The sequence below is a fragment of the Cryobacterium sp. CG_9.6 genome (assembly GCF_029893365.1).
Lineage (GTDB): Bacteria > Actinomycetota > Actinomycetes > Actinomycetales > Microbacteriaceae > Cryobacterium.
The window spans coordinates 704637-720487 of the sequence record NZ_JARXUZ010000001.1 but is presented as its reverse complement, the minus strand read 5'-3'; the positions used below and the strand labels follow the sequence as shown (position 1 = coordinate 720487).

Below are 15851 nucleotides of genomic sequence, written 5' to 3'. Positions count from 1 at the left end.
AGAGTTCACAATGGTAAGTGCTCGGTGTTGCTCACAGAGTTACACCACCAGATTCTCGCCGACTAGGGTATTGAGGCGAGAATGTGGGGGCGGGTACGGTGGCATTCGGGTTGTCACCTACGCTCGAAATGTTGACAGGGACCAGCCTCGGCTGGTCCCTTTCGCATGGGGCCTCTGGTGTGCTGCGAGCCTGTACTTAGAGCCGCTGAGGTACCTGGAGCTCCCGGGGAATCTCCAGCCACAGCTCAACCTCGTCACCGGTGTCGTCGTGCCCAAACGAGACGGTTGTGGGGTTCGGGCTGCGCAGACCCACGACCGTGACGGCCGTGTCGGAGCCATCTGCTGCGGTGCGCACGATGATCTTGTCGGCCGTGGTGCCCGCAATGGCTGCGGCGAGCGTGTTGAGCACCCGCTCCAGTTGCTCGTCAATGACATCATCCATGGCCCCCTCGTCGAGGAGAGTCACAATTGCTCCGCGACGTCGGGCGAGCATCACCTGATCGCGGACGGCGTCGTTCAGGAGTCGGCGTCCGCGAATCTCATCCCGGATCGCGCCCTCCAGGTAGCGGCACTCCTGACGCTGCGCAGCGTCGAGCTCACCGCCCTGCTCCACGATGTCGTGCAGCATAGCGAGGGCCAGCCGGTTCGTGTGGGTGAGGCGCACCTGTCGCTCGTAGAGGTGTGCCTCCTGGGCAGCCTGCCAGCGGGCCGCCTGTCGCTCGGCCCGGGAGAACTGCTGGGCGTCGCGGGCGGCCTTGGCCAGGGCTCGGGAGAGGAGGGCAGCGGCCGCCACCCAGACGACGCTTCCGATGACACCCATCGAGCCGAGGGCCCCCACACCGGCCCACCACAGGGTGTGAACAACCAGAAACCCCGCACCGATGAAAGCGAGCGCTGGACGCTTGCGGGTGGCCGTGATGGTGAGCAGGGTTCCCACGGCAGCCACGTACCAGGTGGCGTAGCCGTTGTTGAAGGAACCATTCAGCTGGCTCCCCACAACCAGCGGCAGCGCTCCGCACACGGCCACGTTGAAGAACGCGAGGCCGAGCGACATGCGGGTAGGGCTGGTGGGCCAGAGGCTCGCCACGCTCGCAATGCCATAAACCAGCATCGCCGCCACGATCGGACCGGCGGAGCGGGGCAGGTTGAGCGAATAGATACCGAGAAGGATGTGATAGCCAGAAAAGAGCGCGGCCAGCCCCAGAATCAGCGGACGCGCATGATTCATCACGCGAGAGCTCCCGGTACCGCTTGCGCAGCAGGCTCGCTGCGTGGGTCCCCATCGACGATGACCGGGGTACCCTCGCTCACATCGATTGACGAGATACCGTCGCCCTCCACCGTCTCCAGTGGCGCTTGGTCGGCCGGGCGCGGCCAGCGCAGAGTGATGATCGTTCCCTTCCCCACGCTCGTGCGCACGCAGACGAACCCGCCCACGCTCGTGACACGTTCCTGAATCGATACCCGCAACCCGAGTCGTTCTTCCGGGACGGCGCTAGCGTCAAAACCCACACCGGAATCGGCGATTTCAATGCGGCAGCCGTCATCGGGAGAGGCGGTGAGGGTGAGGGCACGCGACACCGAGGCATCCGCTCGCCCGGCGTGTTGCACACTGTTGACCATGGCCTGAACGGCCGCCGCGAACAGGGCCTCGCTCACCTGTTCCGGCACGGTGACCGACGCATCACTGTGGTCAATGAACGTGAACGGGGCAGCGGATGCCGCGGCCTCGTGCCGAAGACGGGTGCCAAGCCGCGTCACCGGCAGCCTGGCCACGTCGTCGGGGCGGGCCTCGCTGGCCTCTCGCAGACGCGCGATGGCATTGGCGGCCATGATGGCGGCGAGCTCCGCACCCTTCGCCGTGCGTGAGCCCGCAGCCGCGAGGAGCGTGGCCAGCACGCTGTCGTGCACGATGGAGTCCACCTCAACGCGTTCCACGTCGGTGGCGTGCTGACGCACCGAGGAGGTGTACTGCGCGAGGGCGTTGCTCTGGGCCAGGTCGACGTTGCTGGTGGCGCTGCGCAGCATGGTGATCAGGATGAGCACCACCTGGCCGAGAATAACCGCGTACATCACGTCGAGGGACGCGAGCAGCAGATCCGCTCCACCGCCCGAATCCTGCATTCGCACAATCCCGTAGGCAACCGGTGCGACAACGGTGTACACGGCGGCCCAGCGCGGGCTGAAACCAATTGCTGCGCACGAGGTTGCCACGGTGCAGAGGTACCAGAGCCAGGGCTTATCACTCACGTCTACCGGAGTGTGCTCAATGACGAACGGCCACGCCGCGATCGCCATGAGGTAGAACACGGCCACGGTGCCGGTGCACCAGCTCACGCACCTCTTCACCAGCGTTGCCACGAGCACACCGGCAATGGCGAGGCCGAGGGCGACCGCCATGATGGCGGTGCCAACCGTGGGATGTTCCTCGTACTGGTGCAGCACCGCAGGCACGCTCTGCAGGGCAAAGATTACCGAAATCGCAGCCACGGAGCGGGAGAGCACGGTTTCGATTTGCGCCCGGCTGAGCGAGTTGCGGGGGCGGGCTGAGGCCCCGAGAACGGTGCTGGTCATAGCGCGACGCTCGCGGGAGCGCCCACTGACCGTGCTCGGGCTTGCGGCGTGCGCCGCATGTTTAGACACGGCTGTCCCCGGCCTCGACGTCCAGACCCGGCAAAATGCCGTCCTCCACCGCGCGGCGCAGCAGATCCACCTTGGTGGGGGCCGGACGACCCACCTCCACATATTTCACTCGAATGCGGTCGAGGTATTCCCGGGCGGTGGAATGGGCGATACCCAGCTGCAGGGCAACCATCTTCAGCGGTAGCCCCGAGGCGTACAGGTGCAGCACGTCCCGTTCCCGGCGGCCGAGCTGGGCCTTGGCAAAGTCGCGGTCGGCGTCAATCGCGGTGGCCCATTCGAGGTTGTTGAGCACGTCACCATGCGCCACAGCGGCCACGGCGGCCATCACACTCGTGGTGGGCGACGACTTGGGAATGACCCCGGCAGCCCCCGCGGCGAGCGCTTCACGAACGGATGCCACTCGGTCGGCGATGCTGTGCACGAGCACAGCCGAACCCGTGCTCTGCGCCAGCTTCACGTTGTCGGTCACCACCGAGCCATCCCCGAGAGCAAGGTCAAGAACAATCACGTCGCACACCCGGCCATCGAGTCCCGCAATCAGGTCCCACACGGTTGCCGCGGTGAACACTACGGTGTAACCCGCGTTTTCACAGGCACCCTGCAGACCCAATCTCACCGATTCGTGATCATCAACGATGGCGACGCGAATCGGCTTGTCAGCGGATGCGAGAGTCTCGGGTAGGTGCTGTGTCACAATTTCTGCTTTCCTTGGTCTTCAGGTCAACGATAGCTATTTCGTGAGCACGGCGACGGCTTCAACATGGTGAGTGTTGGGGAAGAGGTCAAAAGCACGCAGATTTTTCAGCTCGTAACCGAAGCCGGCCAGCAGCGCCACGTCGCGGGCCAGAGCCACCGGGTCACAGGCCACATAGATGATCTGAGCCGGCGACAGCGCACCCAACTGGTCGATGACCACCTTGCCGGCTCCGGACCGGGGCGGATCGAGCACCACGGTGGCGGCCTGCAGGCGGGCGCGCTGGGCGGCATCCGCTTCGCGAAGAACACGCTGCAGGTAACGGTCGACTCGGTCGGTTTCCGCGGTCGCCCCCACCCATTCCTTCAGGTTGGTGGCCGCAAAGTTCACGGCCTCGGGATCGCTCTCCACCGAGGTGATGCGCACGGCGCTGCCGAAGCGGTCCCCCACGGCCGCGGCGAGCAGACCGACACCGCCGTAGAGGTCGAGGTTCGTAGCGCGAGGGTCGAACAGTTCCGGATCGATGGAATCCTGCACGGCGGCGAACAGCGTCTCGGCGGCGCGAGAGTGCACCTGCCAGAAGCCGGAGACGTCAAGCTCGAACTCGCGATCGCCCACACGCTCGCGAATCACGCTGCGCTCGGCTGGGCGCGGCTTGCCGAACGTGTCCTTCTCGGCCACGAGCACCCGCACGGGACCCTCAGACGGTGCCACGAGGTTCACCGTGGCAGCGTTGTGAAAAAGGGTGTCGAGCGGCGCGATCTCTTCAATGGCGTGCTCGGCCAGCGGGAGGTCGTTCACGGGGATCACGCGGTGCGAGCGGGCGGCATAGGGGCCAACCGTGCCGTGCTCGTCCACGTGCAGGCTGATGCGCGTGCGCCATCCCGTGCCGTCCATGAAGTCTCCGGGGCTCGCGTTCGGGCCGGCCTGGACGGACTCAACCGTCACGGGACTCTCGATGCCGGCCATCCGCTGCAGGGCGTCGGCCAGCACACGGCGCTTGAGCTCGCGCTGGAAACTCAGTTCGATGTGGCCCAACTCCGCACCGCCCGCGCGATCCTCGGGGGCACGGTCGATGGCCGCGGCTGCCCACACGTGCGGCTGGCGCTCGGGCGCCTCGGTGATGACTGCAACGGTCTCGGCGCGCCAGAAACTTTTGTGGTTGGCCTCGGTGAGGCGGGCACGCACACGTTCGCCGGGAAGAGTGTCGCTGACGAACACCACGCGACCCTCGTGGCGGGCCACGAAGATTCCGCCGTGAGCGACGTTGGTGATGTCGAGTTCGATCTCGGTTCCCACCGGTGATTCGGCCGTGCTGTTGGTGTTCGACTGCGTGTGATTACTGATGCCCATCCTTCGATAATCCCACATCGCCCCCCGTATTGAGGCCTTCTCGACGAAGCCCGGTGCGGGTTGTGCCCATATCGGTGAGAAAGTAAACCATGCACCTGATTTTGGCGTCCACCTCCCCCGCTCGACTCGCCCTTCTACGGGCGGCGGGAATCGAGCCGGCCCTCATCTCCCCCGATGTGGATGAGGAGGCCGTGACCGCCGCGGCGAATGCCGGGGCGGATGCCCCGCTGTCGCCTCATGAGGTTGTCGAGCTGCTTGCGCGTGCCAAGGCCGAGGCGGCTGCGGCCCAGTACGCGGCGTCGTCGAGCGTGAGCACCGAGGCATCCGCTCCCTCGCTGATTCTGGGCGGCGACTCGGTCTTTGTGCTCGACGGCGTGATTTACGGCAAGCCGCACACCGTGGCCACGGCGCACGAGCGTTGGCAGCTGCAGCGCGGCCGCACGGGCATGCTCTACTCCGGACACTGGCTGATTGAGGTCATCAACGGCGTGCCGGGCCGGGCCGTGGGCGCGGTTGCTGTGGCGGAGGTGAGCTTTGCCGATGACATCACGGATGCCGAACTCGACGCTTATATAGGAACGGGCGAGCCGCTGTTCGTGGCCGGCGCCTTCACCATTGACAGCCTCGGCGCGCCGTTCATCACCCGCATCGTGGGCGACCCCTCAACGGTCGTGGGGCTCTCACTCCCCACGCTCCGCCGACTCGTCGCCGGGCTGGGTCATCACTGGCCCGACCTCTGGAACCGGCGCGGCGCGCTCTGATCCGAGCAACTTTTCGGCTGTGATCGGCTACCTGTTGTAGGCATCCGCAGTGATTTGGCATCTCTTTTTGTGGGGGTCGGCTAAAAGGCCACGCGCGCGTACCCATAAGCTTGGGACTTGTGTCACTCATAACGAAGGTCCTCATCGCCAACCGGGGCGAGATCGCTGTCAGGGTGATCCGCGCTGCCAAAGACAGCGGAATCCTCTCTGTCGCCGTCTATGCCGACCAGGATCGCGATGCCCTGCACGCGCGCCTCGCCGACGAGGCCTACGGGCTCGATGGCACCACCGGTGCGGAAACGTACCTCGTCATTGACAAGATCCTCTCCATCGCCCGACGCTCCGGCGCGGATGCCGTTCACCCCGGTTACGGCTTTTTGGCCGAGAACGCAGACTTCGCTCGCGCCGTGATCGGCGCCGGACTCACCTGGATTGGGCCGTCGCCCGACGCCATCGACCAGCTCGGCGACAAGGTGTCGGCTCGACACATTGCCGAAAAAGTAGGCGCACCGATGGCCCCCGGAACGCTGAACCCCGTGGTGGACGCGGCGGAGGTGCTCGCCTTTGTCGACGTACACGGTCTTCCCGTGGCCATCAAGGCAGCGTTTGGTGGTGGCGGACGCGGCCTCAAGGTTGCCCGCGAACGCGCGGAGGTGGCCGAACTCTTTGACTCCGCCACCCGGGAGGCCATCACCGCGTTCGGCCGCGGCGAGTGCTTCGTAGAAAAATACCTCGACAATCCCCGGCACGTGGAAACCCAGTGTCTGGCCGACATGCACGGCAACGTGGTTGTCGTCTCCACCCGCGACTGCTCACTGCAGCGCCGGCACCAGAAGTTGGTCGAGGAGGCGCCCGCACCGTTCCTCACCGCCGAGCAGACCACTGAGCTGTATCGTGCCTCCAAGGCGATCCTCGCTGAGGTGGGCTACGTGGGCGCCGGAACCTGCGAGTTCCTCATCGGCCAAGACGGAACGGTGTCGTTCCTCGAGGTCAACACGCGCCTACAGGTTGAGCACACGGTGTCCGAAGAGATCACCGGCATTGACCTCGTGCGCGAGCAGTTCCGCATCGCGGCCGGCGGCATCCTCGACTACGCCGACCCGGTGGCTGTGGGCCATTCCTTTGAGTTCCGCATCAACGGTGAAGATCCCGGACGCGGGTTCTTCCCCTCCCCCGGTCCTGTTCACCAGTTCAAGCCCGCCGGCGGCCCCGGTGTGCGCGTCGATACCGGTGTTCAGTCCGGCGACGTGATCAGCGGGTCTTTCGATTCGCTGCTCGCCAAACTCATCGTGACCGGTGCCACCCGGGAAGAAGCCCTCGAGCGTTCGCGCCGAGCCCTCGACGAGTTCGAGATCACGGGCCTTCCCACCGTGCTGCCGTTTCACCGCGCCGTGGTGCGTGACCCGGCGTTCGCTCCCGAGAACGGTGAGCCGTTCTCGGTGTTCACCCGCTGGATCGAGACGGAATTCGACAACACCATCGAACCCTGGACCGGAACGCTCGAAGATGCCACTCCCACAAAAAAGCGCCACAACGTTGTCGTGGAGGTGGAGGGACGCCGCATCGAGGTGAGCCTCCCCACTCGACTGCTGCCCGGCGGTGCCGGCGATAACTCAACCGGTCCGGCGCCCCGTCGCCGTGGCGGTTCCAGCACCGTGTCGAGCGACACCGGTGACGCCGTGAAGGCACCGATGCAGGCCACGATCGTGAAACTGCTCGTTGCGGAGGGTGACCTGGTCGTGAAGGGTGACCTGCTTCTGGTGCTCGAGGCCATGAAAATGGAGCAGCCGCTCACCGCTCACCGTGATGGCGTCGTGGGAAACCTGACCGCCGTCGTGGGCACCACGGTCTCGTCGGGAGCGCTTCTCCTCACGGTGGAAGACGCCCGTCTGATCACGCACGCCGCGTAATCACGGGGGCGATGCCGGAGACGCGCTTCGGCGCATCCGCTGCCCGTTGCGACACACAAAACGCGCCCGCCCAGCTTCGGGTAGGCGCGTTCTGTGTGTGTCGTGCGGCTAGAGCACCACGTGCATGGCCCGGGCAGCATCGGTGATGGAACCGGTGAGCGAGGGGTACACGGGGAACGCCCGGGCCACCTCGTCAACGGTGAGGCGGTGCTCGACGGCCAGTGCGAGCGGAAAGATGAGCTCGCTGGCCCGGGGCGCCACGATGACGCCGCCGATGACCGTGCCACTGCCGGTGCGCGCAATGAGCTTGACGAAGCCGTCCTTGATGCCCATCATCTTGGCGCGTGGGTTCGAGGACAACGGGAGCTTGTAGACGTCACCCTGGGTCAGGCCGTCCTCGATCTGCTTCTGGGTCCACCCCACGGTAGCGATCTCGGGCTGGGTGAAGATGTTCGCGGCCACGTTGCGAATTTCGATGGGGTTGACCGTGTCGCCCATGGCGTGGAAGACGGCGGTGCGGCCCATCATGGACGCCACGGAGGCGAGGGGTAGCTCCGTGGTGCAGTCGCCCGCCGCGTAGATGTTGGGGATCGACGTGCGCGCCACGCGGTTCACCTGAACATGACCGCTGGCGGTCAGCTGAACGCCAGCCTCTTCGAGGCCGATGTTCCTCGTGTTGGGAACCGAACCGACGGCAATCAGGCAGTGGCTACCGCGAACCTCGCGACCGTCCTCCAGGGTGGCCAGAACACCCTCGCCCTCGCGCACAACGGATGCCGCGCGCGACTTGGACATCACGATCATGCCGTTGCGCTTGAACACGTTTTCAATCACGTTGGCCGCGTCGGCGTCCTCACCGGGCAGCACCTGATCGCGGCTCGAAATGAGCGTCACCTTGGCGCCGAGCGCTCGGTAAGCGGATGCGAATTCGGCCCCCGTCACACCGGATCCCACCACGATGAGGTGCTCGGGAACAGCCTTCAGGTTGTACAGCTGCGTCCAGGTGAGGATGTGTTCCCCGTCGGGCAGCGCGGAGGACAAGATACGCGGGCTCGCGCCCACCGAGACGACGATCGTGTCGGCATCAATGCGGTCAAAGTCAGCCGCCGTGCTGTCGGCACTGGTGGCAACGATCACGCCGGAGGTGCCGTCGAGGCGCCCGTGTCCCTGCACAAAGGTGACGCCGGCACGAATGAGCGTGGCCTTCATGTCTTCGGACTGCTGCCTGGCGAGGGTGAGCAGTCGCTTGTTCACCGTGGCGAGGTTGATCGCCACCTCGGGGCGCAGCGGCTTGCCCGTCTCCCCCCGCACGAAGAACTGCACACCGAGGTCCGTGGCCTCACCGATGGAGTTGGAGGCCTCGGCCGTAGCGATGAGGGATTTGGAGGGCACAACGTCGGTGATCACGGCCGAGCCGCCCACGCCAACGCTTTCCACCAGAGTGACCTCGGCGCCCTGCTGAGCACCGGCCAGTGCCGCTTCGTATCCGCCAGGCCCTCCGCCGAGTACAACAATGCTCTGCTTGCGTTCGAACTCATAGGCCATGTCCCCCATTCTCTCAATTCCGGAGGCCTCCGGCAAACCGCCGGATGCCCGGCATCCGCTCGTACGCTGGGAACGGCAGCCGTGGGGCGTCAGTGGGCGCCCCGGATCTGCGTCGATATCGTGGGTCGCTTAGAGTAGGGGAATGTTCAAGACCGACCTAAACCTGTTAGACGCGCCAGAAACAGACCCGTTCGACGTCGCACGCAGCGCAGCGCAGCAGATTGCCGACATCACGGGCGTGGCGCAGCACGACGTTGCTCTCACCCTCGGCAGCGGCTGGGGCAAGGCCGCCGATTTGATCGGTGAGACCACGCACACCATCCCCGCCCAGGAGATCACCGGCTTCAGTGCACCAGCCCTGGCCGGTCACGTGGGCACCCTGCGCTCGGTGCTGCTGCCGAACGGCAAGCGCGCGCTCGTCATCGGCGCCCGCACCCACTACTACGAAGGTCACGGTGTGCGCCGCGTGGTGCACAGCGTGCGCACCGCTGCCGCCACGGGCGTAAAGACCATGATCCTCACGAACGGCGCCGGCGGAATTCGCGAGACCTGGACCCCCGGCACGCCAGTGCTGATCAGCGACCACATCAACCTCACCGCTGATTCGCCGCTCGAAGGCGCCACTTTCATCGATTTGACCGACCTCTACTCCGCGCGTCTGCGCGATGTGGCGCGCTCGATTGACCCCACACTCGACGAGGGTGTGTACTGCCAGTTCCGGGGGCCGCACTACGAAACCCCGGCCGAGGTACAGATGGCCAAGGCCATTGGTGGACACATCGTGGGTATGTCGACGGCCCTCGAGGCCATTGCCGCCCGTCAGGCCGGAATGGAGGTGCTCGGGCTCTCGCTCATCACCAACCTGGCCGCGGGTATTCAAAAGACTCCGCTGAGCCACGGTGAGGTCATCGAGGCCGGCCAGCTTGCCGAACCCGTGATCAGCGCCCTCCTCGCCAAGATCGTGGCCGCACTATGAGCGCGAACAACGTAGCGCCCGCCGAGCCCGACGACAGCGAGAACACCGAGAAGCCGGCGACCCGCGTGAACGGTCGCCACTCCGCCCGGGCCGACGACGCTGCCGCTCCGACCGAGTCCGCTGCGGATTCCGCGGTGCCCGCCCCGGAAGCGAGCGCCTCACCAAACCCGTGGCTCGCGCTGTCTGGCGCCGGAACCGACTCCGCCGACGCCGACGCCGACGCCGAGGGCGAGGACGATTCCACGCCCACCCTCGTGATCAGCACGGTGCCTGAGCTGGCCGGCGAGACGCATCCGTCTGACTCACCGTCAGCGACCGCCCTCACCCACGCGGATCTTGACGAGGCCCCCACCACCGCCATGGACACGATCGGTGGCGACCCGACACGGGCAGCCACCGCTGCACCGCTGATCACCCGCGCAGGTTCCGAGAACAGCGACCCCACCAGCGCCGTGATCGCCAAGGCGCGTGCCTGGCTCAGCCAGGACCCGGATTCCGAGACGCAAGCCCAGCTGCGTGGCCTGATCAACGCGGCCGGCGACGGCGACGTCGCCGCGATCGCGTCGCTGCATGACCGTTTCGACACGCGCCTGGAGTTCGGCACGGCCGGGCTGCGCGGTGAAATTTCGGCCGGTTCCAACCGCATGAACCGTGTGCTGGTGTCGCAGGCCGCGTCCGGTCTGGCCAGCTACCTGCTGAGCCACGCCAAGCCGGGCATCACGCCGTCTGTCGTGATCGGCTATGACGGCCGCAAGAATTCCCAGATCTTCGCCACCGATACCGCCGCCATCATGGCCGGCGTCGGCGTGCGTGCCATTCTGCTCCCGCGCCTGCTCCCCACCCCCCTGGTGGCCTTCGCAGTGCGTCACCTCGACGCGAGCGCCGGCGTCATGGTGACGGCGTCGCACAATCCGCCGAATGACAACGGCTACAAGGTATATCTGGGTGGCGACAATAACGGTGCCCAGATTGTCTCCCCCGACGATAAGCTCATCGCCGCCCAGATTCTGCGCGTTGCCGCCGACGAACTGGTTCCCGAGCTGCCTCGGGCCTCCTACGAGACGGCCGATGAGGACGTGGTGCGCGCCTACGTGAGTGCCACCGCGAGCATCGCACACGCCCCGCGCGCTCAGGTGAACTCCGTCTACACCGCGCTGCACGGTGTGGGGTGGGACACCACCCGCCGCGTTCTCGAGCAGGCGGGCTTTGACCTTCCTACGCTCGTCGACGCTCAGGTCGCTCCCGACGCGGCCTTCCCCACCGTAGCCTTCCCCAACCCCGAGGAACCCGGGGCGATGGATTTATCGTACGAGACCGCGCGTGAAGTTGACGCCGAGCTCATTATTGCCAACGACCCCGATGCGGACCGGCTCGCGGTCGCCATTCCGGACGCCGCCGAGGCAAGCGGTTACCGCCGTCTCAGCGGCAACGAGGTGGGCATGATCCTCGGCTGGCGCGCCGCCTCGCTCGCCGCCCGCGCCGCCGGTAACACCCCGCCCGTGGGAACACTCGCCTGCTCCATCGTGTCCTCCCCGGCGCTTCGGGCCGTAGCGGATGCCTACGGTCTCGACTTCGCCGACACCCTCACGGGTTTCAAGTGGGTCTCGCGGGCACCGGGGCTCATCTTCGGGTACGAAGAGGCCCTGGGCTACCTCGTGAATCCGGTGACCGTGCGCGACAAGGACGGCATCTCCGCCGCCGTCTTCCTGCTCTCGCTCGTGAGCGACCTGAAGGCGGAGGGCCTCACGCTCGAGAACTACCTCGACCAGTTCAGCGAAAAGTTCGGCCACTTCGCCTCCGGTCAGATCTCGGTGCGGGTGAGCGACCTGTCCACGATCGCCCTCGTCATGACCCGGCTGCGCCAGACACCGCCGGAATTCATTGGCCATGTTGCCGTGGACCAGATTGATGACTTTCGCTGGGGCCTCGGCGACTTGCCTCCGAGCGACGTGCTGCGCATCCGTCTCACCGACGGTTCCCGCGTGATGGTGCGCCCGAGCGGGACCGAGCCCAAACTCAAGGTGTACCTCGACACGCACAGCTCCACGGGTACCGTCAGCGAACGCAAGGCGGCCGCACGCGCGGCTCTCGCCGCCCTCGACCAGGGAATGCGCGACCTGATCGCGTAGCGTCGGGCCAGTCACTCTGGCAGTGGCGCAAAACGCACCCTCCCCGGCCTGGGAGGGTGCGTTTTGGCGCTACGGGTGCGCTCGGCTAGGAACCGAGCGCCACGTTGAGTTTGGATGTGAGCTCGTCCACATCGAAGTAGTTGTTGATCACGATCACGTCGGCGTTGGTCTTTCCGATCACGCCGACCAGCTCCGACGAGGTGAGGATGACCTGAGCGTCGGCCGCTGCGGCATGCACGCCCGCGGCATCCGTTGCCACAACACTGGCCTCGATGTCGAGCCGCTCCAGGGCACGCTCGGCGTTCACCTTGAGGATGGCCGACGTCCCCACGCCCACACCGCACATCACGACGATCTTCACGAGGACTCCGTCTGGCGGAACACGGAGCGCACAAACTCCGCATCCGTAGCCGCGGCGAGGGCCGGAATAACCCGGGCGTCGTTGAAGACATTCGCGAGCGCGGCCACGGAGCGGAGGTGGTCCTCGCTGTTCGACACGGCGAGTCCCACAATCACGCTCACGGGATCGTTGTTGGGGTGACCGAAATTCACCGGTTCGGCGAGCGTGACGACGCTGAGGCCGTCGGCGAGCACGTCGGCACCCGGACGGGCGTGAGCCAGCGCCAAACCCGGAGCGATCACGATGTACGCCCCGAACTCGTCGATGACCCTGATCATGCGCGCGGTATAGCCGGCGGTCGTCGCGCCGGAGAGCTCCAGCGCGGCACCCGCAGCCGTAACCGCTGCGCGCCAATCACCGACCTGTGCGCCGATAGTGATGGCTTCGAGTGGGAGTGGCGGCAGCGACATGGAGTCCTTCATAAGTTGCGAGGGATAGTGATCAGGCGTTGGCGAAGCCCGCGATGATGGCGTTCGTGAGCTCTTCGCGATCCTCGAGCGGCAGGAACGACGCGGCGGCCGCGTTCAGCTGGAAAACCTCAAGGTCGTCAAGATCGTAACCAAACGCGTCACTCAAAAGCGCGAGCTCCTGCGACAGCGTTGTGTCGCTCATGAGCCGGTTGTCAGTGTTGACGGTGACCTTGAAACCGAGCTGGTAAAGCAGGTCGAAGGGGTGGTCGAGCAGGTCGTCGCCCCAGGCCGCAATGGCGCCGGTCTGCAGGTTGGAGGAGGGGCTCACCTCGAGCGTCACCTCGCGGTCGCGCACCCACTGGGCAACGGGGCCCAGGGTGACGAAGGTGTTGTCGTCATCCTGACGCTCGATCGTCACATCTTCGGCGAGGCGCACACCGTGGCCAAGTCGCAGTGCGCGACCGTCAAACAGTGCGCTACGGATGCTGTCCAGCCCGTCGGCTTCACCGGCGTGCACCGTCGTGGGCATGAATTCCCGTGCGAGGAGGTCGAACGCGGCCCGGTGATTGCTCGCGGGAAAACCCGCTTCGGCGCCCGCAATATCGAAGCCAACAACGCCGTCATAGCGGTACTTCACGGCCAGCTGGGCGATTTCGAGGCTGCGGTCGGCATGGCGCATGGCCGTGATCAGCTGACCCGTGCGGATGCTTTTCCCCTGAGCCTCAACAAGCTCAATCCCAGCCTCGAGGCCGTCCTGAACCGCTTCGACAGCTTCGTCGAGAGTGAGGCCGCCGGCAAGGTGCTGCTCGGGCGCCCAGCGCACCTCGCCATAAATGACGCCGTCCTGGGCAAGGTCCTCCACGTATTCCTTGGCCACGCGAAAGAGTCCGTCGCGCGTCTGCATCACTGCGCAGGTCACATCGAAAGTCTTGAGGTACTCCACGAGGGATCCAGCACTGGACTGATCGTAGAACCAGGCCTGGAGGCTCTCGGCATCCGTTTTGGGCAAATCTAGCCCAATAGCCTCAGCCAATTCGATGATGGTCTGCGGGCGCAGGCCACCATCGAGGTGGTCGTGCAGCGAGATCTTGGGCAGGGCGTTAATGCTCACGCCGCCGCCGGGCATCAGGAATTCTTCTGGAGTCGTATTCACACTTCTAATCTACCGGCAGGTGCGCCCAGAGGCTCCATGTTTACTGAGGGCGCGCTGCACGTCTGCCCGTTTCCGCGTGCTGTCGCTGTGACTGCCGCTGCCGTTGCGCCTGCCTTCCTTCGACACGCCACATTCTGCCCCATGGATTTCGTCACCCACCAACTTGCGCCCCTTCCCTGCACTCCAAGAGGCGCAAGTTGTCAGGTGACCGTGCAGGGGCAGCGCGCATGGGGCTGAAGTTGGCTACTCGAGCAGGGCGTGCTCATCCCAGCCTGTGGATAACACTGACACCCGTGCTCGTTAGTGGCACGCTCACACCATGCATCCCCGGACTCCTCTTCCCCCTGGCTTTACACACGGCGCATTCACCGCTGCGCAGGCGCACGCCGCGGGAATTTCGGCCAAACGTCGGCGATCGAGCGATGTCGAGCATCCGTTTTGGGGCATATGTATCGCTGCGGGAGGCCCGGACACCGCGGAGGATCGCTGCCAAGCCTTTCAACAGCGGATGCCGGCAGACGCTTTCTTCAGTCACGCCACGGCCGCCCTTCTCCACGGTATGCCCCTGCCCATAAGCCTCCAATCGGATAGGCGCCTTCACGTTTCGGTCGTGACCCCCCTCCGCGCCATCCGAACGCGTGGGATCATCGGTCACTGCACCGAGATTCGGCCACGCGTGCGCCTGCTGGCCGGGATGCCCGTGCTGGACCCCATAGCCACCTGGTGCCAACTGGCAGCTGTTCTTGGGCGGGACGACCTGGTCGCGGCCGGTGACCACCTGCTGCGGGCAGAGTTTGCGCTCGCCGACGCATCCGCTCTCGCCGACGCGGTGGCGGAGCACGCCGGCCAGCGAGGTGCCCGCGGCCTGCGTGAGGCTGCTGCGCTTGTGAGGCCACGCGTGGAGTCTCGCCGGGAGACGCACTTGCGGCTCTTCTTGCTGGACTGCGGCTTTCCTGAGCCGGAATCCAATGTGTACCTGTCGCTGCCCGTGGGGAAACCGCGTGTCCGAGGGGATCTTGTCTATATCAAGTACAGGGTTCTTGTGGAATATGACGGGGAACAGCACCGCCTCGACGACGTACAGTTCAACCGGGATGCCGAGCGTCTCTACGATGTTCGGGCTGCGGGCTGGCTCGTCGTCACCGTGCGCAAGGGATCGTCGCGCGAGTGGGTGCGCACCGCAGTCGATGAGGCCCTGCGTTCAAGAGGCTGGTTCCCCTAGCCCCGGTGCGACGGGGCCTGAGGTTTTCGCCTGCAGCGCGGGTGAAAAGTGGCACGTCGGCCACGAGGTGACAACATCTGCCCCATGGGCGGGCACCAAGGGGCAGATGCTGGCGTGTTACACGCGAGGTGACAACATTTGCCCCATGGGCGGGGCACCAAGGGGCAGATGCACGCGAGTCACCCCCGAGGTGACAACATCTGCCCCATGAAGCTGCGCGAAGGGGCGCAAGATGGCACATCACACGCGAGGTGACGACATTTGCCCCACGGGGCGGGCACCAAGGGGCAGATGCTCGCGGGTAACGGCCGCCAGGGGCAGAAGCTGGCGTGTCACACGCGAGGTGACAACATTTGCCCCATGAAGCTACGCGAAGGGGCGCAAGATGGCACGTCACACGCGAGGTGACAACATCTGCCCCACGAGGCGGGGGCTCAAGATGATGGGCTACCAGCGCCACGAGGTGACAACATCTGCCCCATAATCGCACACCAAGGGGCAGATGTTGGCGAGTCACAAGCGCGAAGAGGCCCAAGCTCACGAGTCACCCATGAAGTGACACCTTGCACCCACGGAAGAAATAATAAGGGGCAGCCAAGATGCGTGGCATGGCGGCCAGCCAGCGCCAAGGGGCACAAGATGGCGTGTCACACGC

13 protein-coding genes are annotated in these 15851 nt (G+C 65.7%); 5 read left to right on the top strand and 8 right to left on the bottom strand.

Annotation, left to right across the window (positions count from 1 at the left end; all coding sequences use genetic code 11):
- Nucleotides 1–196 precede the first annotated feature (196 nt).
- From H4V99_RS03340 to H4V99_RS03325, 4 genes are all read right to left on the bottom strand, one after another.
- The gene (locus H4V99_RS03340; protein WP_280679930.1) at nt 197–1228 is read right to left on the bottom strand and encodes a hypothetical protein; all 1032 of its coding nucleotides are present in this window, start codon (nt 1226–1228) and stop codon (nt 197–199) included.
- Nucleotides 1228–2574, bottom strand: coding sequence for an ATP-binding protein (locus H4V99_RS03335; RefSeq protein ID WP_280675511.1), 1347 nt, complete (start codon nt 2572–2574; stop codon nt 1228–1230). Before H4V99_RS03335 ends, H4V99_RS03340 begins: the two co-directional genes overlap by 1 nt.
- A 61-nt stretch (nt 2575–2635) precedes the next feature.
- Nucleotides 2636–3337 carry a response regulator transcription factor gene (locus H4V99_RS03330; RefSeq protein WP_280675509.1) on the bottom strand — a complete coding sequence of 234 codons (702 nt, stop codon included), beginning with the start codon at nt 3335–3337 and terminating at the stop codon, nt 2636–2638.
- Nucleotides 3338–3373: 36 nt separating this feature from the next.
- Nucleotides 3374–4690 (bottom strand): TRAM domain-containing protein, encoded by a 1317-nt coding sequence (locus H4V99_RS03325; protein ID WP_280675507.1) that lies wholly within the window; start codon nt 4688–4690, stop codon nt 3374–3376.
- Nucleotides 4691–4779: 89 nt separating this feature from the next.
- Here H4V99_RS03325 and H4V99_RS03320 point away from each other — a divergent pair, with 89 nt between their 5' ends.
- Nucleotides 4780–5451, top strand: coding sequence for a nucleoside triphosphate pyrophosphatase (locus H4V99_RS03320; protein WP_280675505.1), 672 nt, complete (start codon nt 4780–4782; stop codon nt 5449–5451).
- Between the two features lie 119 nt (nt 5452–5570).
- Nucleotides 5571–7361: a biotin carboxylase N-terminal domain-containing protein gene (locus H4V99_RS03315; RefSeq protein WP_280675503.1), complete on the top strand. Its 1791-nt coding sequence runs from the start codon at nt 5571–5573 to the stop codon at nt 7359–7361.
- Nucleotides 7362–7469: 108 nt separating this feature from the next.
- On the opposite strand, the gene H4V99_RS03310 is transcribed toward H4V99_RS03315, so the two are convergent.
- Entirely contained in the window at nt 7470–8906 is a 1437-nt protein-coding gene (locus tag H4V99_RS03310; protein WP_280675501.1) for an NAD(P)H-quinone dehydrogenase, read from the bottom strand.
- A gap of 142 nt (nt 8907–9048) precedes the next feature.
- Here H4V99_RS03310 and H4V99_RS03305 point away from each other — a divergent pair, with 142 nt between their 5' ends.
- A complete protein-coding gene (locus tag H4V99_RS03305; protein WP_280675499.1) occupies nt 9049–9882 on the top strand; it encodes a purine-nucleoside phosphorylase in 834 nt (277 codons plus the stop codon).
- A 410-nt stretch (nt 9883–10292) separates the two neighbouring features.
- Nucleotides 10293–12011 (top strand): phospho-sugar mutase, encoded by a 1719-nt coding sequence (locus H4V99_RS03300; protein WP_280679928.1) that lies wholly within the window; start codon nt 10293–10295, stop codon nt 12009–12011.
- 85 nt (nt 12012–12096) lie between these two features.
- Here H4V99_RS03300 and H4V99_RS03295 read toward each other — a convergent pair whose 3' ends face one another.
- Genes H4V99_RS03295 through H4V99_RS03285 form a run of 3 tightly spaced genes read right to left on the bottom strand, consistent with a single transcriptional unit; the run spans nt 12097 to nt 13947 of the window.
- The gene (locus H4V99_RS03295; protein ID WP_280675497.1) at nt 12097–12372 is read right to left on the bottom strand and encodes a PTS sugar transporter subunit IIB; all 276 of its coding nucleotides are present in this window, start codon (nt 12370–12372) and stop codon (nt 12097–12099) included.
- Entirely contained in the window at nt 12369–12821 is a 453-nt protein-coding gene (locus H4V99_RS03290) for a PTS sugar transporter subunit IIA (protein WP_280675495.1), read from the bottom strand. Before H4V99_RS03290 ends, H4V99_RS03295 begins: the two co-directional genes overlap by 4 nt.
- Nucleotides 12822–12852: 31 nt before the next feature.
- Nucleotides 12853–13947 (bottom strand): adenosine deaminase, encoded by a 1095-nt coding sequence (locus H4V99_RS03285; RefSeq protein ID WP_280679926.1) that lies wholly within the window; start codon nt 13945–13947, stop codon nt 12853–12855.
- Nucleotides 13948–14584: 637 nt separating this feature from the next.
- Here H4V99_RS03285 and H4V99_RS03280 point away from each other — a divergent pair.
- Complete coding sequence (locus H4V99_RS03280) at nt 14585–15196, top strand: hypothetical protein (RefSeq protein WP_280675493.1); 612 nt, start codon at nt 14585–14587, stop codon at nt 15194–15196.
- Nucleotides 15197–15851: the final 655 nt, after the last annotated feature.